The sequence below is a fragment of the Rhodanobacter sp. AS-Z3 genome (assembly GCF_029224025.1).
GTDB lineage: Bacteria > Pseudomonadota > Gammaproteobacteria > Xanthomonadales > Rhodanobacteraceae > Rhodanobacter.
The window spans coordinates 3222407-3242381 of sequence record NZ_CP119392.1; the positions used below are offsets into that span (position 1 = coordinate 3222407).

Sequence of the window (19975 nt, forward strand, 5' to 3'; positions counted from 1 at the left end):
GCCGGCCCGTTTCCGCTCAGCGCGCCACCGCGCTGGTGCGCACCAGGTATTGCACGGAGAACATCTGCTGCGGGTCGGTCCAGCTGCGCATCACGGCGAGACCGGCCTTGGCGGCCAGCGCAGCAAAATCCTCCAGCGAATACTTGCAGCTGTATTCCACCTGGATAACCTCGTCGCTGCGGAAGTTGACCCTGCTGCTGCCGACCTTCACCTGCTGCTCGGCCTGACTGACCAGATGCGTTTCGATGCGACCTGCCATCGGGTTGTAACGCGCGCGATGGCGGAAAGCTGACAGGTTGAAATCACTGCCAATCTCACGATTGAGTCGTGCCAGCATGTTGAGGGTGAACTCGGCCGTGACGCCGGCACGGTCGTTATACGCCGCTTCGATTCGCGTCACGTCTTTTTTCAGATCGACACCGACCAGGATGCCGCCGGCATCGCCCATTTCGTTACGCATCTTGCGCAACAGCTTCACCGCGTCGCCCGCCTCGAAATTGCCGATAGTGGAGCCGGGAAAATACAACACGGTTCGCCGCGGGGCGCATGGCGGAATCGGCAATCGCAGCGGTTTGCTGAAGTCCGCACACAGGGGTTGCAACGTCAACGCCGGAAATTCCTCGGCCAGCCGTCGCATGCTCTGGCTCAGCGGAGTGGCTGAAATCTCGACCGGCACGTAGGCCACTGGCCGATCCATCTGGCGCAGCAGCATCCGCGTTTTCAGGCCACTGCCACTGCCGTATTCAACCAGCCGCACTTCACTACCCAGACTGTCCGCGATACTGCCGGCGTGCTGCTCCATCAGGGCAACTTCGCAACGCGTGAGGTAGTACTCCGGTTGCTCGCAGATTTGTTCGAACAAAGCCGAGCCACGCGCGTCGTAAAACAGCCAGGACGGCAGCCGCTTCGGCTCGATTGCGAGGCCGCGTCGAACGATGGACAGAATGTCGTTCAACGGTGGGCGACGATCATCGTCACTGGTACCGCAAGGTTGCACACTACTCATCGATCTTGTCCCAGTCGCAGCCCGGCAAATTGCCAGCGGGCGTGAGGCGGAAAGAAGTTGCGGTACGTGGCACGCAGATGATCGCCTGGCGTGACGCACGAGCCGCCACGCAACACCCACTGACCGCACATGAATTTGCCGTTGTATTCGCCCAGCGCACCAGGCAACGGGCGAAAGCCCGGATAGCTGACGTACGGCGATGAAGTCCACTCCCATACGTCGCCGAACATCTGCAACAAGCCCTCACCCGCAGCGGCCGCCAACGGCTGAAAACGATCCTGCTGCTGCAGGTTGCCGATCACCGGCAGGCCTTGCGCGGCCGACTCCCATTCAGCCTCGGTTGGCAGCCGTGCACCCGCCCAGCGGGCGAATGCCTCGGCCTCGAAATAACTCAGATGGCAGACCGGTTCCTGCAGATCGATTTCCCGCATGCCGGCCAGCATGAATTCGCTGGCCAGGTCATCCTGCCAATAGATCGGGTGCTGCCAACCTTCACGCTGCACTGTGGCCCAGCCCTCGGACAACCATAACGCCGGCTCGCGGTAACCACCCTCGCGCACGAAGGCGAGGTACTCACCGTTGGTTACCAGACGATTGGCCAGCGCATGCGGCTGCAACAGCGTGCGATAGCGTGGCGTTTCGTTGTCGAACGCAAACCCGTCGCCGCGATGGCCGATCTCCACAATACCTTCGCCACCATCAATGAAGCGAAGAGGTACCACGCTCGCCGTCGCTTCGAATGCCAGCGGCGCGCGATAGCCTGGCCGCAACGGGTTGCACCAGAACGCATGTTTGATATCGGTGAGCAGCAACTCTTGGTGTTGCTGTTCGTGGTGCAGACCCAGTTCGACCAACGTGGCCAGTTCGGCATCGTCGCTGTGCATCAGCAGGTTCGCCACCCGATCGTCGATCCGCTGCCGGTAGTCGCGCACCTCATCGAGCGACGGCCGCGACAGCAAGCCGCGCTGCGGCCGCGCATGCATCGGCCCGACCGACTGATAGTAGGAATTGAACAAATAGTTCCACTCCGCATCGCGTGGCCGATAGTGCGGATCGTGCCCCAGCACGAACTGTTCAAAGAACCACGTGGTGTGCGCCAGATGCCATTTGCCGGGACTGGCATCGGGCATCGACTGCAACTGGAGATCCTCGGCCGTGAGGCTGGCGCAAAGTACAAGCGTGCGCTGTCGCACCCGCAGGAATCGGGTGCCGAGATCCTCAGCGGTCGACGCGTTGATAGCCATCAAGCGCAGCTCCGGCGCTGGGCCTGATCGACACTCGCAACGGCAGACCTGACTATCGTGTACTTGATGGATGGCATACCCGCCAGCATGCCGGGCCAGCCGTTTATTTCTTGTGACCATACGACCGTCAACGCTCATGATGGCTGACGCAGCCCGGCAAGGCAGCAGTCCATCGCCATGGGAACACGTCCGGAAAGCAAAGGGCCCGGAGTGACCGGGCCCTTTGTTCAAGCGTTCTCATCGAGCGATGCGATCAATCGTCGTCACCATCGTAACCGTCATCGCGGACGTAGCGCGTCTGGTAACCGTCGTCGTAAACCACGGTGCGAGTTTCCACCACGCGGCGGCGCACGACGGGAACGTCGCGATAAACCACGGTCCGCTGCTCGCGGTAAGCCGGGGCACCGTAATACACCGGCGCCGGGCGCATCGCGCTGTCGACCAGGCCGATGACCGCGCCAGCAACAATGGCACCGGCAATCCAGCGACCGCCACTCCAGTGACCGCCATGCCCGTAATAGCCACCGCGCTGACCGCCGTAATAGCCGCGATCGTAACTGCTGTGGTAACCACCACCGCGATGGTAATCATGGCCACGCGCTGACGCACTCAGCGGCATTGCTACCGCCGCCGCGACTGCCAAACCAATGACTGCCAACTTGCCCGCACCACTGAAACGTCGAGTCATGTCCGTTCTCCATTGTACGAGGTGGATGCTCGTCGGATTACGCTTAATGTGAACTGAAGGGTTCACTTTTTTATGCGCGCCGTATCCCAAGGGTTTATCCCCGGATCCGCCTTGCGTCGACGCAGCAACCAACAGCCGTGGATATCGGTTCGCCGAGCGAAGTCAAACGGAATGCTTGGTGCACTCCAATCCTCGATTTCGAAATGTGTTTCCAGCGCTTCACGATCCAGCTTGAAACGACGGAAGTTGTTGGAGAACACGATCACGCCGTCTCGCGTCAGTCGTTCATTGCACGCTTCGAGCAGCTTTACATGGTCGCGCTGCACATCGAAATCTTCTGCGCGCTTGGAGTTGGAGAAGGTCGGCGGGTCGACGAAAATCAAACCGTAATGGCCGCGATCACGCTGCAGGAACTCCAGCGCGTCGAACTGCATCAGCCGATGACTGGAGCCGCTGTAACCATTCAACGCCAGATTGCGCGACGCCCACTCCAGATAGGTGGCCGACAGATCAACGCTGGTGGTTTCCAGCGCACCACCGGCCGCCGCATGCACGCTGGCAGTGGCGGTATAGGCAAACAGGTTAAGGAAGCAACGACCCTCGGCCAGTTCGCGCACCTTGCCGCGCACCAAGCGATGATCGAGGAACAGGCCGGTATCGAGATAATCGGTAAGGTTGACCAGCAACTTCAGCCCATCCTCATCCACCTCGATGAACTCGTTGCGCTGATCCATCTGACCGTATTTCGAACCACCCTTGCCGCGCTCACGGGTTTTCAGCGCGATGCGCTCACGCGGCACGCCCAGCACTTCACCGGCAACGCGAGCGATCTCGCGCATGCGCAAACGCGCCACGTCGGCGGGCACATCCGCCGGTGCGCGGTACTCCTGGATGTGCAGGTGGTCGTCACCATGGGTGTCGCCATAGACGTCAATGGCAGCGGCGTATTCCGGCAAGTCCTGATCGTAGGCACGCCAGCAATGGATGCCCTCACGGGTGAGTCGCTTGCGCAGGTGCCTGACGTTCTTTTCCAGCCGGTTCTTCAACATCTGCGCGCCGGCTGACAATGGCTTCAGCTCGCGTGGCGCCTCGTCGCGCGGTTTCAGATCAAAAGTCAGCAGCACGGTTTCCAGTGCGCCGTTGTACAGCGCGTAACGCTTTTCTGCATGCAGCTGCATCGCCCGACCCAGCTCCACGTCACCGGCCAGTACCGCTGCGCGCCAGCCACTGAAACGTTCGCGCAAGGTGTCGCCCAGCGCACGATACAGCTGCGGCATTTCGGCACGTTCACCCAGTCGCTCGCCATACGGCGGATTGGTGATCACCAGGCCACTCTCGATACCCGGCGGCGGGGCCGCGCGGGTCATGTCCTGCTTGTCCAGGGTGAAGAATCCAGACACGCCGGCTTCCTGCGCGTTGCGTTTGGCCGTCTGTACCATGCGTGGATCGGCGTCGCTGCCGAAGAACGCGCTGCGCAGCGCGCGCAGGCCGGTTTCGGCACGCACGGTCGCCTCGTCCAGCAAGCCACGCCACGACGCGATGTCGTGTTGCTGCCAGCCGAGGAAGCCGAAATATTCGCGACGCAAGCCCGGCGCCACATCGGCCGCCATCAACGCACCTTCAATCAGCAGCGTGCCCGAGCCACACATCGGATCGAGCAGCGCGCCGCCAGCGGCGTAAACCTCCGGCCAGCGCCCACGCAACAGCATCGCGGCGGCGAGGTTTTCCTTCAGCGGTGCCTCGCCCTGCTCCTCGCGCCAGCCGCGCCGATGCAACGGCTTGCCGGCCAGATCCAGCGACACGGTGGCGCGGTCACGGCGCAGGCGCAGGTTGATGCGGATGTCCGGCTCGTCGGTATCGATGCCCGGACGTGAGCCATCGCGCTGGCGGAACTGGTCGACCACCGCGTCCTTGGTGCGCAGGCCAATGAACTGGCTGTGGGTGAGCTTGCTCATCGCGGTGCCGGCATCCACCGCGAACGTGGCGTGCGCCGCCAGATGCTGGCTCCAGTCGATATCCTGCACGCCGCGATACAGCGCGTCGTCGTCAGCCGCATCGAACTCGGCCAGCGGCAGCAGAATCCGGCTGGCCAGACGCGACCACAAGCAGGCCTTGTAGGCCGTTTCCAGCGTGCCGGAGAAATGTGCGCCAGCCAGCGCCTCGCGCACGTCGCTGGCGCCAATGGCCACCAATTCGTCGCGCAGCAGATATTCCATGCCTTTCGGGCAGGTGGCGAAGAACGAACGGGAGGTCGAGGTGCTCATGCGGCGGCCTCCTGATGGAGCCAGTGATGGAACTGTGCGCTGATCATGGCCATGCTCGCACCCAGTCGATGGTCGTCATCCAGCACCAGCAGCGGCAGCCGATGGCGCGCGGCGAAGGCATGCATGCCGGCCAGCGGGCAGACTTCGTCGCGCCAGCCGTGGATCAACAAGGCGGTGCCTTGGGTACGCAGGTCGAAGCGACGCGAGTAGCCGGGAATTTCGCTCGGCGTAGCCAGCAGCAGCAAACCGGCCACCGGCACCTCCAGCGAGACCAGTCCGGAAACAAACGCGCCCATGCTGGAGCCGACCAGCAGCGGCGGTGCATCCAGCGCCTCGATGGTGGCACGCAGGCGGGCAATCCGGGGTGCCACCGAGTCGGCGTGGCCGCGGCTGTCATCGCTGCGATAGTCCGGCCGTTGCGTGCGCCAGCCCAGCCCTTCCGCCTGCGCGGCCAACTGGCTGATCTTGGTCGCGTCCGGCCCGGTATCCGAGCCATGCGAAAGAATGATCTGGCCGCGCATGGCGGTCTCCATGAAAATACGCTGAAAGCAAGGCGTGCATGGTAACAGGCGGCGTTTCCACCGCGGCTCCGGCGCATGCGAGACTGCCCGAATGAGCCTGACCATTCACGAACAACCGCTGCCCTACATCGACCTGCTGCCCGAACGTGCTGCTTCGGCGGTCCAACTGGTGGTGATCCACTGTACCGAACTGCCGGATATGGCCACCGCACGCGAGTATGGCGAACGCGTGCTGCATCCCAGTGGTGCCGGGAACAGTGGGCATTACTACGTTGACCGCGATGGCGCGGTGTTCCGCTACGTACCCGGCACGCGCGTGGCCAACCATGTGCGCGGGTACAACCCGGCATCCATCGGCATCGAACTGGTCAACCTGGGGCGTTACCCGGACTGGTGGGATTCACGCCATCAGCAGATGACCGAGCCCTACACCGACGCCCAGATCACCGCGCTGCGCGCCTTGCTGGCCGAATTGTGCCGTGCGTTCCCGAACCTGCAGCACATCGCCGGACATGAAGAACTCGATACCGCGCTGATGCCAGCCAGCGACGACGCCAGCGTGCAGATCCATCGCAAACTCGACCCCGGCCCGCTGTTTCCGTGGGCCGACGTGCTCGACGGGCTCGGGCTGCACCGCCTGCTGCCCCCGTAAGCCACGCCACCGCCGGCTATAATCGGCGGCTTCGCCCCTGTCGAGCCTGATTCCATGTCACCCAACCACGTTACCGAACTGGTCGAGCTGCTGCAGCTTGAGCGACTGGAAGACAACCTGTTCCGCGGTCAGAGTCGCGACATCGGCACCCGTTTCGTGTTTGGTGGTCAGGTGCTCGGGCAAGCTCTGTCGGCCGCCCAGCAGACGGTCGATCCGGCTCGCGAAGCGCATTCGTTGCACGCCTACTTTCTGCGCGCCGGCGATATTCGTGCGCCGATTGTTTACAACGTCGAACGTACGCGTGATGGCGGCACGTTCTCTTCGCGCCGGGTGGTGGCGATCCAGCATGGCCAGCCGATTTTGAACGGTTCGGTGTCGTTCCAGGTGCCGGAAGTCGGCGTCGAGCACCAGACCAGCATGCCCGAAGTGCCGGCGCCGGAAGACATCGCGCCCCAGCCACCGCTGCCGCCGGACGAACTCTCGCGCCTGCCGGTGAAACTGCAGCGCTGGCTGGGCATCGATGGCCCGTTCGAGTTCCGTCAGGTATGGCCGCGCGACGAAATGCACCCGGTGAAGCGTCCGCCGATCCAGCACATCTGGTTCCGGCTGACTTCGCCGATCGACGACTCCGCCGTGCTGCATCGCACGTTGCTGGCGTATGCCTCGGACTTCCACCTGATCGGCACCGCCACCCTGCCCCACGGCATTTCGTACATGACCCACAACGTGCAGATGGCGAGCCTCGACCACGCGCTGTGGTTCCACCGTCCGTTCCGCGTCGACGAATGGTTGCTGTACACGTTCGACAGCCCCACCGCGCAGGGCGGCCGCGGGCTGGCACGCGGGCAGATTTTCAGCCGCGACGGGCGCTTGATTGCCTCCACCGCGCAGGAAGGCCTGATCCGCGTGCGCAACGACTGATCGCGTAGACTCCCGCCCATGCGCCAGATCTATACCTCCCCTCGCGAACAGAACATCGATACCGTGGTGGCCTTGATGGCCGAACACGGCATCGGGGCCACCGTGTCCAATCGCTCCAACTACAACCGCTCAACGTGGCAGCGTTTCAGTTACACGCAGCGCAAGGATGACCGCTCCAGTTGGCCGCAGGTATGGATTACCAGCGCCGACGACTACACCCGCGCCCGCACCCTGCTACGCGACATCGGCATTGAGCCGGTGATTCGCTACGGCGAAGAACTGGCGGCCGCGCGCAACCCCGGCAGCACCGACCGGCGCGCCCTTACGGTGGCCCGCGTTCGCCGTATCGTGCTGCTGGTCGTGCTCGGTGTGGCGGCGATGGCCATGCTGCGCGATCTGCATGTGATCTGATTCATCCGCGTGCGATGCCGGCAGCAGCGGCATAGAATCAGGGCATGCGCCGATCCGATCCCGTCCGACTGTTCCAGACGCTGCCCCACGCCTGCGGCTATTACGACGACCGTACGGCGCAGAACCTGGTGCTTGATCCGGCTGCGCCGAACCTCGATCAACTCTACGGCCCGGCACTGGAGCGCGGCTTTCGCCGCGCCGGTGGCCACCTGTATTTCCCGAACTGCGCCAGCTGCCGTGCCTGTACGCCGTGCCGCATCGACGTGGAAAACTTCCAGCCCGACCGCAGTCAGCGCCGCTGCCTGAAACGCAATGCCGACGTGGTCATCAGCGAATGCCTCCCCGGCTACAACCGCGAACGTCACGCACTCTACGAGCGTTATCTGCACAACCGGCATGCCGGTGGCGGCATGGATGACGCCGAAGCAAGCGACTTCCGCCGCTTCCTCACCGCACCGTGGAGCCCCACCGTGTTCATGGAGCTGCGCGTCGGCGAGCGTCTGCTTGGCGTCGCCGTCACCGATGTCTGCCTCAATGCGGTTTCGGCCGTCTATACCTTCTTCGATCCGGACGAGGCCGCGCGCAGCCTTGGCACGTTTGCGATCCTGCAGCAGGTGGAACTGGCGCGGCGCCGTGGCATCCCGTGGTTGTACCTCGGCTTCTGGATCGACGGCCATCCGAAGATGGACTACAAGCGTCGCTTCAAGCCGCTGCAGATTCGCACGTCAACGGGCTGGACCACGATGCCGTAAGGCGGGCACGGCCCGCCGTGTTGCATCAGCTTCGCCGCAGAGTCTGCCTACTGCGCTGACTGCTCCCGCTGCGGATACGGATACAACTTCTCCAGCGGAATCGACAAGCCGTCATCGCCAACCACGCGGCAATGTCGGCGATTGAGCTGTCGCGGTTCGCTGACGCCGCAACTGTGCGCAATGATGCCGACTTCGTGCATCACGTTCTTTGCGTAGTGGAACACCCGCTCGGTCTTGTCGGTGACCACCAGGCCGCGCTGCAGTTTCGGGTTCTGCGTGGTGATGCCGGTGGGACAGGTGTTGCGATTGCACTGCAATGACTGGATGCAGCCCAACGCGAGCATGAAGCCGCGTGCCGAGTTGACGAAGTCGGCACCGATCGACAACGCCCACGCCACGTCATAGGCGGTGATGCACTTGCCCGAACAGATCACCTTGGTTCGTTCGCGCAAACCCTTGACGATCAGCATGTCGATCAGCGCCGGCAGCGCCTCATGCAAGGGCAGACCCACGCCTTCCATCAGCGTCTGTGGCGCCGCACCGGTGCCACCTTCGGAGCCGTCGACAATGATGAAATCCGGCGCACTCTCGATGCCGCGTCGATGCACTTCGTCGCACAGCTCGCCAATCCATTCCGCTCCGCCGAGCACCGCCTTGAAGCCGACTGGCTTGCCGGTCAGCTCGCGAATATGCGTGATGCTGTCCATCAATTGCGACACGTTGGCAATGTCCAGGTGACGGTTCGGACTCTGCGAATCCTCGCCCACCGGAATACCGCGAATAGCCGCGATCTCGGCGGTGACTTTTGCACCCGGCAGCAGGCCGCCCATGCCGGGCTTGGCACCCTGACCCAGTTTGATGCTGACCATCTTCACCTGCTGGTGCGCGCAAATCGCCAGCAGCTTGTCGTCGTCCAGCTTGCCGTCCGGCGTGCGCACACCGTACTTGGCCGTGCCGATCTCGAAAATGATGTCGCAGCCGCCCTCCAGGTGATACGGCGCCAGCCCACCTTCGCCGGTATCCATCCATATACCGGCCTTGGCCGCGCCGCGCGACAGCGCGCGTACCGCGGGTGCCGACAACGCACCGAAGCTCATTGCCGAAATATTGAAGAATGCGGCGTGGCTGTAGGGCTGGCGCGCATACGGCCCGATCGTCACCGGCACCGGCTCGACGTGATCGGTGCCCAGATCCGGGAACGGCGCATTGACGAAGAACGGCACGCCTTCAGCACGCAGATCGCGACTGGAGCCGAACGCGTTGGTGTTGTCCACGTTCTTCGCCGCGCGATACACCCAGGTGCGCTGGGCGCGATTGAACGGCATTTCCTCGCGATCGCTGGAATAGAGATACTGACGAAAGAACTCGCCAAGATGCAGAAACCAGTAACGGAAGTGTCCGATCACCGGGAAGTTGCGCAACACCGCGTTGCCGGTCTGGTTGCGGTCAACCACCCAGGTCGCCAGCAGCACCACCACCGCCAGCGCGAGCGCCAACAGCGCAAACGTGGTGACCACTTCCACCAGCACGATCAGCCAATGCGCGAATCCACCTGATTCCATCCTTGCCTCTCCCCGATCAATAGCTCGCCGTCGGCAGCGAGCGGTCCCGACTCAATCATCGTCGTCGATACGGCAAAGCCTATCGCATCAGGTTGCCGGATGCCCCTCGATCACAGCTCGATGCGTAATTTCCCGGCCGCACGCACCGACTTGGCCACCGCCTCATCCAGCGTGTCAGCACGTGCCAGCGTCACCGCCATGCGCCGACGCCCTTTCACCGCCGGTTTGCCGAAGATGCGCAACTGCGTGTCTGGCTCGGCCAGCGCGGCAGCCACACCGTGGTAGAGCGGACCGGCGCCGTCGCCTTCGACCAGCACCGCGCACGAGGCAGACGGCCCGTATTGATGGATCACTGGAATCGGCAGGCCGAGAATCGCCCGTACATGCAGCGCGAATTCGGAGAATTCCTGCGAGATCAGCGTAACCAGCCCGGTGTCGTGCGGCCGCGGGCTGACCTCGGAGAAGATCACCTGATCCCCCTTGACGAAAAACTCCACACCAAACACGCCCCAGCCGCCGAGCGCGCCCGTGACCGCTGCGGCCTGCCGCTGCGCCTCGCTCAGCGCCGCTTCGCTCATCGGCTGCGGCTGCCAGGATTCGCGGTAGTCACCTTCTTCCTGGCGATGACCGATCGGCGCGCAGAAGCTCACGCCACCCGCATGCTGTACGGTGAGCATGGTGATCTCGTAGTCGAAATCGACGAAGCCCTCGACGATCACCCGGCCCTTGCCTGCACGGCCGCCCGATTGCGCGTAATCCCATGCCTGCTGCAGTTCGTCGTCGCTGCGCACCACGCTCTGGCCCTTGCCGGACGAACTCATCACCGGCTTGATCACGAATGGATAGCCGATCAGCGCAGCCGCCTCCCGGTACTGCGTTTCGTCATCGCAAAAACGATAGGGTGAGGTCGGCAGCTCCAGTTCCTCTGCCGCCAAGCGACGAATACCTTCGCGGTCCATCGTCAGCCACGCCGCGCGCGCCGTGGGAATCACCCGCTGCCCGGCCTTCTCCAGTTCGATCAGGGTCGGCGTGTGGATCGCCTCGATTTCCGGCACCACCAGATCAGGCCGCTCCAGTTCGATCACCGCGCGCAGCGCGTCGCCGTCCAGCATGTCGATGACATGACTGCGATGGGCCACCTGCATGCCCGGCGCATTGGCGTAGCGATCCACCGCAATCACTTCGACCGCATAGCGCTGCAACTCGATCGCCACTTCCTTGCCCAGCTCGCCGGCACCAAGCAGCAGGACGCGCAAGGCGCGCTCGGAATGAGGTGTACCGAAGGGCTTCATCGAGTTCTCCAGAACAGGCAAACCGCGATTGTATGCGGCTTGACAAGGTGCGAAGCAGCCTGCCGGAAGACCTCTTGCGTTAGATATCATTTTGATATCTAATTTCGGCACCTCAGGGAGAATCCTCATGAATGAACACAATGGCTTTTCGTTTGCCGGCATTCCTTTCGTCGGGTTTTGCCTGGTGCTCGCCGCGATCGGCGTTGGGCTGGTGATCACCGCGATTCACGGTCAACCGGACGCGCCACCGCTGGCCCAGCTATTCGCCGGCGTGATCCTGGTGACGATTGACGCCTTCCTGCTCAAGGGCTTCTTCCAGGTGGCACCAAACGAAGGTCAGGTGCTGCAGTTGTTCGGCAAGTACGCCGGCACCGTGCGCCACGAAGGCCTGCGCTGGACCAACCCGTTCTTCAGCCGCCAGCGCATCTCGCTGCGCGTGCGCAATTTTGAAAGTGGCAAGCTGAAGGTCAACGACAACGACGGCAATCCGATCGAGATCGGCGCGGTGGTGGTGTGGCAGGTGCTGGATACTGCCGAGGCTGTGTTCTGCGTCGACGACTATGAGAACTACGTGCACATCCAGAGCGAATCGGCACTGCGCCAGATGGCACAGAGCTATCCCTACGATGCACACGATGACGGTCAGCCCTCGCTGCGCAGCCATGGCGACATCATCAATTCGCACCTGCGTGATGAAATCCAGACACGACTCGGCAAGGCCGGGGTGCAGGTGGTGGAGGCGCGCATCAGCCACCTCGCCTACGCCCAGGAAATTGCCCAGGCCATGCTGCAGCGGCAGCAAGCCGGCGCCATCATCGCCGCCCGTACCAAGATTGTCGAAGGTGCGGTAAGCATGGTCGAAATGGCGCTGGCGCAACTCAGCCAGCGCGGCGTGGTGAACCTGGATGAGGAACGCAAGGCAGCCATGGTCAGCAACCTGCTGGTGGTGTTGTGTGGCGAACGCGGCACCCAGCCGGTGCTCAACACCGGCACGCTGTACTGATCGCAGCAGATGGCCGTTGAAAAAAAAGCGTACCCCCTGCGTATCAGCGCTGCCGTGCTGGATGCCATGCAGCGCTGGTCCGACGACGAGTTGCGCAGTGTCAACGCGCAGATCGAATACGTGCTGCGCGAAGCGCTGCGCAAGGCCGGCCGCCTGAAGTCCGGCAAAGCCGAGCCGGTAGCGGACGACGACCACCATTGATTTCATTGAACGGAGAACTTCATGCTCAAGCTCGCCGCTTCACTCTGCATCGTGTATGGCCTTGGTATCGGCGTGGCGCAAGCCGCCGCGCCGTCGTGCGAGGCAACCTCCAGCAAGATGCTGGCCCAGCTCGACAAGGGCGATTATTCCGGCGCCACGGCAGACTTCAATGAACAAATGAAGTCAGCGCTTGATGCCGACCGCCTGAACAAGATCTGGACGGCGATCGCACAGCAGTTCGGCGCACGTGGTGCGCACGACCCGGCCCGGGTCTCCGAGGTAAAGGGACATACCGTGGTGATCACCCCGCTGCACTACGGCACTCATCGGGTCGATGCGCGCGTGGTCTGCGATCCCGACGGCAAGGTCGCCGGCTTCTTCATCAAGCCGCTCGATTGAGCCATGAACATGACGCCGCCTGAACTGCCGGTGCGTGGACCGCACCTGAAACTTGCGCTGCTGCTTGGTGTGGCAGGCGCGCTCGCCGCACTGGCGCTGAGCCCGTATCTGCTGGCAGTGATGCCGCTGAAATTCGCGCTGCTGCCGATGCCGCTATGGGTGGCGCTGGGCGCACAGGCGGTGCAGGCCGGCCTGTTGTGCTGGCTGCTCGGCTGGCTAGGCCTGTTCCTCGGCGCACACCATCAGCTGGATGCACCGTGGCTGCGCGCGTGGGTTTACCGGCAGCCGCGTCCATCTTTCCGACCGCAGCGCTGGTGGCTGGCTGCGTTACTTGGAGTACTGGTCGCCCTGCTGATCATTAGCATCGATCTGATCGCTTCGCACGGACCAACCGGCACATCGGCGCACGCGTCTTTCGGCGCGGCATGGCGTGGTGGACTGGCTTCGTTCTATGGCGGCATCGTCGAAGAAACCGAATGCCGCCTGTTTCTGGTCAGCCTGTTCGTCTGGCTGCTGGCATGGACCAACCAGCGACAGGCGAAACCATGGATGTTCATCGTCGCCATCGTGCTGGCGGCCCTACTGTTCGGCGCCGCCCATCTTCCGGCCGCGTTCGCGATGGGCATGGCCCACACGCCACTGGTGATCGGCCGCATCGTGCTGCTGAATGCGCTGGTAGGCCTGGTAACCGGCAGCCTGTTCTGGAAATACGGACTGGAGCACGCGATGCTGGCGCATTTTTGCGCCGACCTGGTCTTGCATGTGGCGCTACCGCTAATCGGTGCAGGCTGATTCTTGAGCGCCGGCTTACTCGCTGCGGCTGCGTAGCGACCAGCCCAGTGCCATCCAGCCGGTGACAAACGCCAATCCGCCGAACGGCGTGATCACGCCGCACCAGCGTGGCGCGCCCAAGGCCAGCGCATACAGGCTGCCGCTGAACAGCACGATGCCGATGGCGAACGCCCACGTAGCGATCCGCGCACTGCGGCCACGCCCAAAGCCAATCGTCAACACCAGCGCCAGTGCGTGCCATACGTGGTAATTCACCGCCGTATGCCACAACTCCGCCGCACGGGCATCCAGCACATCGCGTAGAGCGTGTGCGCCGAACGCGCCCAACAACACGGCGCTGGCGCCCGCCAGACCCACCAGAACAGCAACTTTCGTCGAAACCTTTTCTTGCATCACGTGGGTATTTCCGTGCTCGGTGAACGCGGCAGCAATGCCGGTGTCGTATGCTTGAACCGATGAAGACCAAGGATTCTCGCATGATGGGGTTGCGCTGGCGGTACGTTCCGCTGTTGATGTTGCTGCTGCTTTCCGGCTTTTTGCTGGGCGCGTGCCACCGCAGCGAACCGTTGCCGTTCCGTCTGACCAACATCAGCGGACACATGCCAGATCTGGATTTCAAGCTGACTGACGACAACGGCAAGGCGGTCACCGGTGCCGATTATCGCGGCAAGGTGACCCTGCTGTATTTCGGCTACACCCATTGCCCCGACGTCTGCCCGCTGACCCTGGCCCAACTTCACGTGGTGATGCAACGGCTTGGCCCGTTGGCTGATGACGCGCGCATCCTGTTCGTCAGCGTCGACCCGGCACGCGATACGCCAGCCGTGATGCACGCCTACGTCCGTGCGTTCGACAAGCATGCGGTGGGTCTGGTCGGTGACGCGCGCAGCGTGGAAGCCTTGAGCAAGCGCTACCGCTCGGCGTTCACCCGCGAGCCCGGCGACGCGGCGGGCAACTACGAAGTAAGCCACAGCTCGGCCATCTATGTATTTGACCGCGACGGCCATGCGCGCGTGCTGGCCACGCCGTCCGCGTCACGCGATGACCTGGTCCACGACCTGCATCTGCTGCTCGACACCGGAGCCCACTGATGAAAATGCCCAAACTGCCGATGTTGACGGCCGGCCTGCTGCTGGCCTGCGGCGTCCACGCCACCGATGCCGAGCACATTCGCGCCAGTCACGCGTGGATTCGCGTACTACCCAGTGCCCTGCCAGCTGGCGGGTATGTCACGCTGGAAAACGACAGCGATCAGCCGATCGCCCTGCAAAGCGCCAGCAGCACGAATTACGCCGACGTGATGTTGCACCAGAGTTCAACCGCTGGCGGCGTCAGTCGCATGAGCATGGTCGACGCGATGAGCGTGCCGGCGCACGGCAAGGCGCAGCTTGCACCAGCGGGCTACCATCTGATGTTGATGCAGCCGAAGCAGCCAATAAAACCGGGTGACACGGTGGTGCTGACCCTGAAGTTCAGCGATGGCAGCACGCTGGCCATCGACTTCATCGCACGACCGGCAAACGCATTGGATGCAGGCGACGAACACGCCATGCCGGGCATGGACCACGACGGCATCCAGCACGCGCACTGAGCCGCGACAACACTCAGTCGGAAACCGTCACCTCACTGACCACCGGCGCGCGGACTACCACCCGGCGCGGCGGCTTGCGCGGCAGCCGGCCGTTGCGCGACAGGCGCAACCACAGGCGCAGCGCCATCAGGCCGCCGATCGATTCCACCAACGCGGACGGCACCCAGATAATCACGCCGCCAATCAGCTGGCCGGTGAGCACATTGAAGGTGAACGCGCGTCCGCAGATTTCGAAGATCGGATAGAGGTCGATCTTGGAAAACGTGACGATCGCGCCGGCAACAATCTGCGGCGTCATGGTGATCGCCGGAGACAGCACGCGCAGGCCCGCCATCATCCGACCCGGCGGATGCGGACGATGATCCAGCACCAATGACCAGTAGGCAAAACCACTGACCAACATGCTCCAGTTCATGAATCGATAGATGCGCCAGTCCAGCATCGCCAGCGTCTGCATCGAGGGAATCAGCCAGACCAGGATGAAGGCGATGAACAACAGCGTGGCAACGGTCGGATTCCACAGCACGCCAAAGAACAGCCGCCACGGCCACGAACGTTGCAGCGGACGCAGCAGCCGCACGCGCCATGTCAGCGGCAGGCCCGCACGCAACACCGTCGACGGATAGGCCGCAACGATCAGCAGCGGTGCAATGTGATGCAGCAGTAATTGCTGGATGCGGTGCATGAAGAACTCATGCTCGGCGTAATAGTCCAGATAGGTATGCAGCGACAGGTAGATGATCGCCATGCCGGACCAGAACGCCAGCTTGCTGGCAAAGCGCACCGGCAGGCGGCGACAGCCACGCAGGTACAGCACGCTGGTCACCACGAAGCACGTGAGCAATACCCACGAAAACTCCCACGGCACGATCCATTTCAACAAGATTGAACTCACTGCACCAACACTTCTGTCTGTGCCGGCAAGCGCCGGCGACCGCCCAGCTTAACGCCGCGCGCCCTTTCCGTCAGCCGCCAACGGCTTCCTGCACAACGGCAAATGGTCGCGCCTACTGCCGGCGCCGGCTGTAGCGCGTGCGCCGCCAGCCGTACAGCATACCCAACAGCACGATCAGGCCAGGCACCAGAACAATGTTGATGACCTTCACGCGCAGGCCGAGCGCATCGATCTCGGCATTGAGTTGGTGCTGTACATCGCGTAGTTCCTTGTTGATCGCCAGTTGGCGCTGGCGGAACTGTTCGATCTCGCGGCGTTGCTCGACGGAGGCGACATCACCATGACTACCCTTGGCCGGCTGCAACTCTTCCAGCCGGCGTCGGGTATCGGCCAGCTCGCGTTCGAGCTCACGCTCCTTCTGCAGGAATTTCTGGTCCGCAGCGTTACGCAACGCCTGTACCCGGGTGAACGGACGCTGCGAGGTGGAGCGGCCACGAATCGATAGCAAGGACGAGGAACCACTCAGGTTGTCCACCAGATTGGTCAGCATGTCGCCGTTGTTGGCGAAGATCCGCATCATGGTCTGACCCAGCATGGTCTGCGGCTCCACCCACAGTCGATCACTGAGCAGGTCGGTGTCGGCCACCAGAATCACCTCGGCATTGGGTGCCGAGCGGGCCAGGTGCCCCGCTTGCGCGGCACGCTCGGGGAATGCGCTGTCGAAGGTGCCATGCAGCCGCGCCGCCAGCACGTAATGGATATTGTCCGGGGTGTAGTCCTGCAGCAGCGTGGTGGGGTCGGCACTCGAATCCAGCACGCGCTGTGTCGGCACCACCTCGGCCTCGGCACTGCTCTGCAGCAACGGGATCAGCCGTGAACGCGTATCGGGCGCCAGATCAAAGTAGCCCACGGTGGACACATTGATGCGTTGCAGACTGGCCGTGACTGCGTCATTGCGGTTCAACTCCTGCGCGCCGAGGGCGAGCATCGCCGGATGATTGAGGCTGCTGCCGGCCAGTTCGATCTGCAACGCACGCGTGCGATCAAGCACCACTTTTCGCGGGTCGTAGACCACACCCCAGGTTTTGAACAGGCGCGGCAGATCGGACACATGATCGGGAACGGTGATGCTGTCCGGCCCGTACGCTGACAGGTCCAGCTCGGCATCCGGATCAACAAACACCACCAGGTGCCCGCCGCCCAGCACGTACTGGTCAATCGCATATTGCGCATCTGGCGTCAGTCGCTTGGGCTGGATCAGCAGCAGCACCTTGATGCGCGGGTCGACCTTCTGCAATGTCGCCGCGTCGATCGATTTCACATCGAACAATTGGCGCAGTTGCTGAAAAGCCATCCATGGCTGTTCGCTGAGTGCCGGATTGCCGTCGACCGGCAGCGAACTGATTACGCCAACTTGCGGCTTGCTGGTCTGGTTGAGCTCATAAACCAGCTTGGCGACGTCGTACTCGAGAAACGCTTCGCGGGAAGGGTCGAAGAACGCAATCGACAACGTCTTCTCCGGCAGGCGCTCTTCCACACCGTCGCCGTCGATACTGCCGGACATGGCGCTGCCGGCCAGGCCGAAGAACACCCGCTCGCCGTTGCTGCCGCCATTGGCGCCGGTCAGCCCGGCACCTTCGGCGCTGGCTTCGTCATCCGAATACGGCACCGGATCGATGATCTGCAAGCGGATATGTCCACGCGAACGCGCCACCATTTCCTGCAGCATTTCGCGTACGCGCTGCTCGTAACTGCGCAGTTGCGGCAGGTCGCGGGTAGCATGCTCCGAAAAATACAGAGTCAACCGCAACGGGCGCTGCAGGTCGTCCACGATATGCAGCGTGCCGGGCGTCAAGGTGTACAGCTTGTCGCTGGTGAGGTCGATGCGCGACGCATGCAGCCAGCGGCTGCTGGCCACGATCAACGGTACGAACACCAGCACCAGCAACACCAGCGCGAGGTAAAGCAGGCCGCGCCGATTCAGCCGCAGCGGCGTAGACAACCAACGATGGATGCGCGAAAAGGCCATGGCGTCAGCGCGTCCGTTTCAGGTCGAGCAGCAACACGCCGCCAATCAACCAGCCCAGTGTGCTCAACACGAAATACAGCACGTCACGGATATCCAGCACACCGCGGGCAATCGCCTCGAAATGGCGCAGCATCGACAAGTGGGCCACCGCATTGATCAGCCGGCGCGGCAAGCTGCCGGAAAAGAAATCCAGTACCTGCTGTTGTCCGACCAGAATCAGCAGCACGCAGACCAGCGCACTGAGGATAAATGCCACCACCTGGCTGCGGGTCAGTGCCGACATGCAGGCACCAATGGCGGTGAAGCTGCCGGCCATCAACCAGCTGCCGAGATATCCCGCCAGAATGATGCCGTTGTCGGGCGAGCCGAGGTAGTTGACGGTGATCCAGATCGGGAAGGTCAGTGCCAGCGCAAGGCCGATGAACAGCCACGCGGCGAGGAACTTGCCCAACATGGCCTGCCACAAGGTCAACGGCAGCGTCAGCAACAGTTCCAGCGTGCCGCCCTTGGTCTCTTCCGCCCACATGCGCATGGTGATCGCCGGCACCAGGATCAGGTACAGCCAGGGATGCATCACGAAAAAAGGTTGCAGGTCGGCCTGGCCGCGCTCGTAGAAATCCCCGGCGTAGAACGTAAGAATCGCGCTCAACACCAGGAAGATCACCAGGAACACGTAGGCCACCGGCGTCACGAAATAACTGCGCAACTCACGCCGCGCCACTGCCACGATTGGACTCATGCGAGGCTCCCGGCGTTGTCACCAACCGTGGTGATCTGGCGGAACACCTCATCCAGGCGACCACGCTCAAGCTGGATCTCGGAGACCTCCAGCCCCTGTTCGCGCAGCAACGTCTCCACCGCCTCCAGAATGCGTTCGCCGGGCTTGGGGAACACCGTGATGCGGCCATCCAGCGCATCCACCTCGATCGCCGCCACCTGTGGCAGCCGCCCCAGCATTTCCTGCGACATGCCACTGCCCGGCGCACTGAACGACACCGCACCGTGATAGCGCGAACGCGCCTCCAGTTCAGCCGGCGTGGCATCGGCCAGCAGCCTGCCGCTGGCGATGATCACCACCCGATTGCACAGCGCATGAACCTCTTCCAGCAGATGGGTGGAGATCAGGATCGTGCGGTCGCGCGCCAGCGTGTCGATCAACTGACGCACCGCGTGTTTCTGGTTTGGGTCAAGACCGTCGGTTGGCTCATCGAGCATCAACACCGGTGGATCGTGCAGGATCGCCTGGGCCAGCCCGACGCGCCGACGCAAGCCCTTGGACAAGGTGTCGATACCCACGCCAAGCACATCCTCCAGCTGCAACTGCTGCACCACCGCGTCAAACCGGCGATGCGCCGCTTCAGGCTTCAGCCCACGCACGCGTCCGATGAACTGCAGGAACTCGCGCACGGTCATCTCGCCGTAACTGGGCGCACCTTCGGGCAGATAGCCCAACGCCCGCTTGACCTTCAGCGGCTCGCGGCTCACATCGTGACCGCAGACCCGCGCCGTACCCGACGTCGGCACCAGAAAGCCGGCAATCATGCGCATCGCGGTGGACTTGCCGGCACCATTCGGACCGAGCAGGCCCAGCACCTGACCCGGCTCGACACGGATGCTCAACGCGTTCACCGCGATGAGAGGGCCATAGCATCGGGTGAGCTGGTCGGTTTCGATCATGTCCGGTTATGGGTTGTTAAAAAGCGGAACAGCAAGCGAGCAGCACGTGCGCAGCAACGGTCACAACGGGCCCTG

Annotated in this window: 22 protein-coding genes; 10 read left to right on the forward strand and 12 right to left on the reverse strand. The window is 63.0% G+C overall.

From position 1 onward, the window contains the following. Positions 1-16: 16 nt before the first annotated feature. The 5 genes from egtD to PY254_RS14425 all read right to left on the reverse strand — a co-directional run bounded on the left by egtD (position 17) and on the right by PY254_RS14425 (position 5723). Positions 17-1006, reverse strand: coding sequence for an L-histidine N(alpha)-methyltransferase (gene egtD / locus PY254_RS14405; RefSeq protein ID WP_281012728.1), 990 nt, complete (start codon positions 1004-1006; stop codon positions 17-19). Further along, entirely contained in the window at positions 1003-2250 is a 1248-nt protein-coding gene (gene egtB / locus PY254_RS14410; RefSeq protein WP_281012729.1) for an ergothioneine biosynthesis protein EgtB, read from the reverse strand. The genes egtD and egtB overlap by 4 nt, the downstream gene beginning before the upstream one ends. A gap of 253 nt (positions 2251-2503) precedes the next feature. Continuing rightward, on the reverse strand, positions 2504-2938 hold the full coding sequence (locus PY254_RS14415) for a hypothetical protein (RefSeq protein WP_281012730.1): 435 nt from the start codon (positions 2936-2938) through the stop codon (positions 2504-2506). Between the two features lie 62 nt (positions 2939-3000). After that, a complete protein-coding gene (gene rlmKL / locus PY254_RS14420; protein ID WP_281012731.1) occupies positions 3001-5202 on the reverse strand; it encodes a bifunctional 23S rRNA (guanine(2069)-N(7))-methyltransferase RlmK/23S rRNA (guanine(2445)-N(2))-methyltransferase RlmL in 2202 nt (733 codons plus the stop codon). Beyond that, positions 5199-5723, reverse strand: a complete 525-nt coding sequence (locus PY254_RS14425; RefSeq protein ID WP_281012732.1) for an alpha/beta hydrolase — start codon at positions 5721-5723, stop codon at positions 5199-5201. Before PY254_RS14425 ends, rlmKL begins: the two co-directional genes overlap by 4 nt. A gap of 91 nt (positions 5724-5814) precedes the next feature. Between PY254_RS14425 and PY254_RS14430 the strand changes: the two genes are divergently transcribed. The 4 genes from PY254_RS14430 to PY254_RS14445 are packed head-to-tail and all read left to right on the forward strand — an operon-like array spanning position 5815 to position 8459. Continuing rightward, a complete protein-coding gene (locus PY254_RS14430) occupies positions 5815-6375 on the forward strand; it encodes an N-acetylmuramoyl-L-alanine amidase (RefSeq protein ID WP_281012733.1) in 561 nt (186 codons plus the stop codon). A gap of 54 nt (positions 6376-6429) precedes the next feature. After that, on the forward strand, positions 6430-7296 hold the full coding sequence (locus PY254_RS14435) for an acyl-CoA thioesterase (protein WP_281012734.1): 867 nt from the start codon (positions 6430-6432) through the stop codon (positions 7294-7296). 18 nt (positions 7297-7314) lie between these two features. After that, entirely contained in the window at positions 7315-7707 is a 393-nt protein-coding gene (locus PY254_RS14440) for a hypothetical protein (protein WP_281012735.1), read from the forward strand. Between the two features lie 44 nt (positions 7708-7751). Further along, positions 7752-8459 carry an arginyltransferase gene (locus PY254_RS14445; RefSeq protein WP_281012736.1) on the forward strand — a complete coding sequence of 236 codons (708 nt, stop codon included), beginning with the start codon at positions 7752-7754 and terminating at the stop codon, positions 8457-8459. A gap of 47 nt (positions 8460-8506) precedes the next feature. On the opposite strand, the gene PY254_RS14450 is transcribed toward PY254_RS14445, so the two are convergent. Continuing rightward, positions 8507-10021 (reverse strand): FMN-binding glutamate synthase family protein, encoded by a 1515-nt coding sequence (locus tag PY254_RS14450; protein WP_281012737.1) that lies wholly within the window; start codon positions 10019-10021, stop codon positions 8507-8509. Positions 10022-10131: 110 nt separating this feature from the next. Further along, a complete protein-coding gene (gene purT, locus PY254_RS14455) occupies positions 10132-11313 on the reverse strand; it encodes a formate-dependent phosphoribosylglycinamide formyltransferase (RefSeq protein ID WP_281012738.1) in 1182 nt (393 codons plus the stop codon). 127 nt (positions 11314-11440) lie between these two features. On the opposite strand from purT, the gene PY254_RS14460 reads away from it, so the two are divergent. Genes PY254_RS14460 through PY254_RS14475 form a run of 4 tightly spaced genes read left to right on the forward strand, consistent with a single transcriptional unit; the run spans position 11441 to position 13708 of the window. Then, a complete protein-coding gene (locus PY254_RS14460; RefSeq protein ID WP_281012739.1) occupies positions 11441-12316 on the forward strand; it encodes an SPFH domain-containing protein in 876 nt (291 codons plus the stop codon). A gap of 9 nt (positions 12317-12325) precedes the next feature. Continuing rightward, the gene (locus PY254_RS14465) at positions 12326-12517 is read left to right on the forward strand and encodes a type II toxin-antitoxin system antitoxin (protein ID WP_281012740.1); all 192 of its coding nucleotides are present in this window, start codon (positions 12326-12328) and stop codon (positions 12515-12517) included. Between the two features lie 21 nt (positions 12518-12538). Then, positions 12539-12916, forward strand: a complete 378-nt coding sequence (locus tag PY254_RS14470; protein ID WP_281012741.1) for a DUF3887 domain-containing protein — start codon at positions 12539-12541, stop codon at positions 12914-12916. A gap of 3 nt (positions 12917-12919) precedes the next feature. Further along, the gene (locus tag PY254_RS14475; protein ID WP_281012742.1) at positions 12920-13708 is read left to right on the forward strand and encodes a CPBP family intramembrane glutamic endopeptidase; all 789 of its coding nucleotides are present in this window, start codon (positions 12920-12922) and stop codon (positions 13706-13708) included. Positions 13709-13723: 15 nt separating this feature from the next. Here the strand turns inward: PY254_RS14475 and PY254_RS14480 are convergent, their stop codons facing one another. After that, a complete protein-coding gene (locus tag PY254_RS14480; RefSeq protein WP_281012743.1) occupies positions 13724-14101 on the reverse strand; it encodes a DUF423 domain-containing protein in 378 nt (125 codons plus the stop codon). Between the two features lie 83 nt (positions 14102-14184). On the opposite strand from PY254_RS14480, the gene PY254_RS14485 reads away from it, so the two are divergent. Beyond that, on the forward strand, positions 14185-14799 hold the full coding sequence (locus PY254_RS14485) for an SCO family protein (protein ID WP_281012744.1): 615 nt from the start codon (positions 14185-14187) through the stop codon (positions 14797-14799). After that, entirely contained in the window at positions 14799-15299 is a 501-nt protein-coding gene (locus PY254_RS14490; protein ID WP_281012745.1) for a copper chaperone PCu(A)C, read from the forward strand. The genes PY254_RS14485 and PY254_RS14490 overlap by 1 nt, the downstream gene beginning before the upstream one ends. Before the next feature lie 13 nt (positions 15300-15312). Here PY254_RS14490 and PY254_RS14495 read toward each other — a convergent pair whose 3' ends face one another. The 4 genes from PY254_RS14495 to PY254_RS14510 all read right to left on the reverse strand — a co-directional run bounded on the left by PY254_RS14495 (position 15313) and on the right by PY254_RS14510 (position 19900). Beyond that, positions 15313-16194, reverse strand: a complete 882-nt coding sequence (locus PY254_RS14495) for a cytochrome c oxidase assembly protein (protein WP_281012746.1) — start codon at positions 16192-16194, stop codon at positions 15313-15315. Positions 16195-16306: 112 nt separating this feature from the next. After that, positions 16307-18223: a Gldg family protein gene (locus PY254_RS14500; protein WP_281012747.1), complete on the reverse strand. Its 1917-nt coding sequence runs from the start codon at positions 18221-18223 to the stop codon at positions 16307-16309. Between the two features lie 4 nt (positions 18224-18227). After that, positions 18228-18962 (reverse strand): ABC transporter permease subunit, encoded by a 735-nt coding sequence (locus PY254_RS14505; protein WP_281012748.1) that lies wholly within the window; start codon positions 18960-18962, stop codon positions 18228-18230. After that, complete coding sequence (locus PY254_RS14510; protein WP_281012749.1) at positions 18959-19900, reverse strand: ABC transporter ATP-binding protein; 942 nt, start codon at positions 19898-19900, stop codon at positions 18959-18961. Before PY254_RS14510 ends, PY254_RS14505 begins: the two co-directional genes overlap by 4 nt. Positions 19901-19975 lie beyond the last annotated feature (75 nt).

Excerpts from the sequence above, each read along its gene's own strand:
- egtD (WP_281012728.1), bottom strand. The coding sequence starts at position 1,006 with ATGAGTAGTGTGCAACCTTGCGGTACCAGTGACGATGATCGTCGCCCA.
- egtB (WP_281012729.1), bottom strand. The coding sequence starts at position 2,250 with ATGGCTATCAACGCGTCGACCGCTGAGGATCTCGGCACCCGATTCCTG.
- PY254_RS14415 (WP_281012730.1), bottom strand. The coding sequence starts at position 2,938 with ATGACTCGACGTTTCAGTGGTGCGGGCAAGTTGGCAGTCATTGGTTTG.
- rlmKL (WP_281012731.1), bottom strand. The coding sequence starts at position 5,202 with ATGAGCACCTCGACCTCCCGTTCGTTCTTCGCCACCTGCCCGAAAGGC.
- PY254_RS14425 (WP_281012732.1), bottom strand. The coding sequence starts at position 5,723 with ATGCGCGGCCAGATCATTCTTTCGCATGGCTCGGATACCGGGCCGGAC.
- PY254_RS14430 (WP_281012733.1), top strand. The coding sequence starts at position 5,815 with ATGAGCCTGACCATTCACGAACAACCGCTGCCCTACATCGACCTGCTG.
- PY254_RS14435 (WP_281012734.1), top strand. The coding sequence starts at position 6,430 with ATGTCACCCAACCACGTTACCGAACTGGTCGAGCTGCTGCAGCTTGAG.
- PY254_RS14440 (WP_281012735.1), top strand. The coding sequence starts at position 7,315 with ATGCGCCAGATCTATACCTCCCCTCGCGAACAGAACATCGATACCGTG.
- PY254_RS14445 (WP_281012736.1), top strand. The coding sequence starts at position 7,752 with ATGCGCCGATCCGATCCCGTCCGACTGTTCCAGACGCTGCCCCACGCC.
- PY254_RS14450 (WP_281012737.1), bottom strand. The coding sequence starts at position 10,021 with ATGGAATCAGGTGGATTCGCGCATTGGCTGATCGTGCTGGTGGAAGTG.
- purT (WP_281012738.1), bottom strand. The coding sequence starts at position 11,313 with ATGAAGCCCTTCGGTACACCTCATTCCGAGCGCGCCTTGCGCGTCCTG.
- PY254_RS14460 (WP_281012739.1), top strand. The coding sequence starts at position 11,441 with ATGAATGAACACAATGGCTTTTCGTTTGCCGGCATTCCTTTCGTCGGG.
- PY254_RS14465 (WP_281012740.1), top strand. The coding sequence starts at position 12,326 with ATGGCCGTTGAAAAAAAAGCGTACCCCCTGCGTATCAGCGCTGCCGTG.
- PY254_RS14470 (WP_281012741.1), top strand. The coding sequence starts at position 12,539 with ATGCTCAAGCTCGCCGCTTCACTCTGCATCGTGTATGGCCTTGGTATC.
- PY254_RS14475 (WP_281012742.1), top strand. The coding sequence starts at position 12,920 with ATGAACATGACGCCGCCTGAACTGCCGGTGCGTGGACCGCACCTGAAA.
- PY254_RS14480 (WP_281012743.1), bottom strand. The coding sequence starts at position 14,101 with ATGCAAGAAAAGGTTTCGACGAAAGTTGCTGTTCTGGTGGGTCTGGCG.
- PY254_RS14485 (WP_281012744.1), top strand. The coding sequence starts at position 14,185 with ATGATGGGGTTGCGCTGGCGGTACGTTCCGCTGTTGATGTTGCTGCTG.
- PY254_RS14490 (WP_281012745.1), top strand. The coding sequence starts at position 14,799 with ATGAAAATGCCCAAACTGCCGATGTTGACGGCCGGCCTGCTGCTGGCC.
- PY254_RS14500 (WP_281012747.1), bottom strand. The coding sequence starts at position 18,223 with ATGGCCTTTTCGCGCATCCATCGTTGGTTGTCTACGCCGCTGCGGCTG.
- PY254_RS14505 (WP_281012748.1), bottom strand. The coding sequence starts at position 18,962 with ATGAGTCCAATCGTGGCAGTGGCGCGGCGTGAGTTGCGCAGTTATTTC.
- PY254_RS14510 (WP_281012749.1), bottom strand. The coding sequence starts at position 19,900 with ATGATCGAAACCGACCAGCTCACCCGATGCTATGGCCCTCTCATCGCG.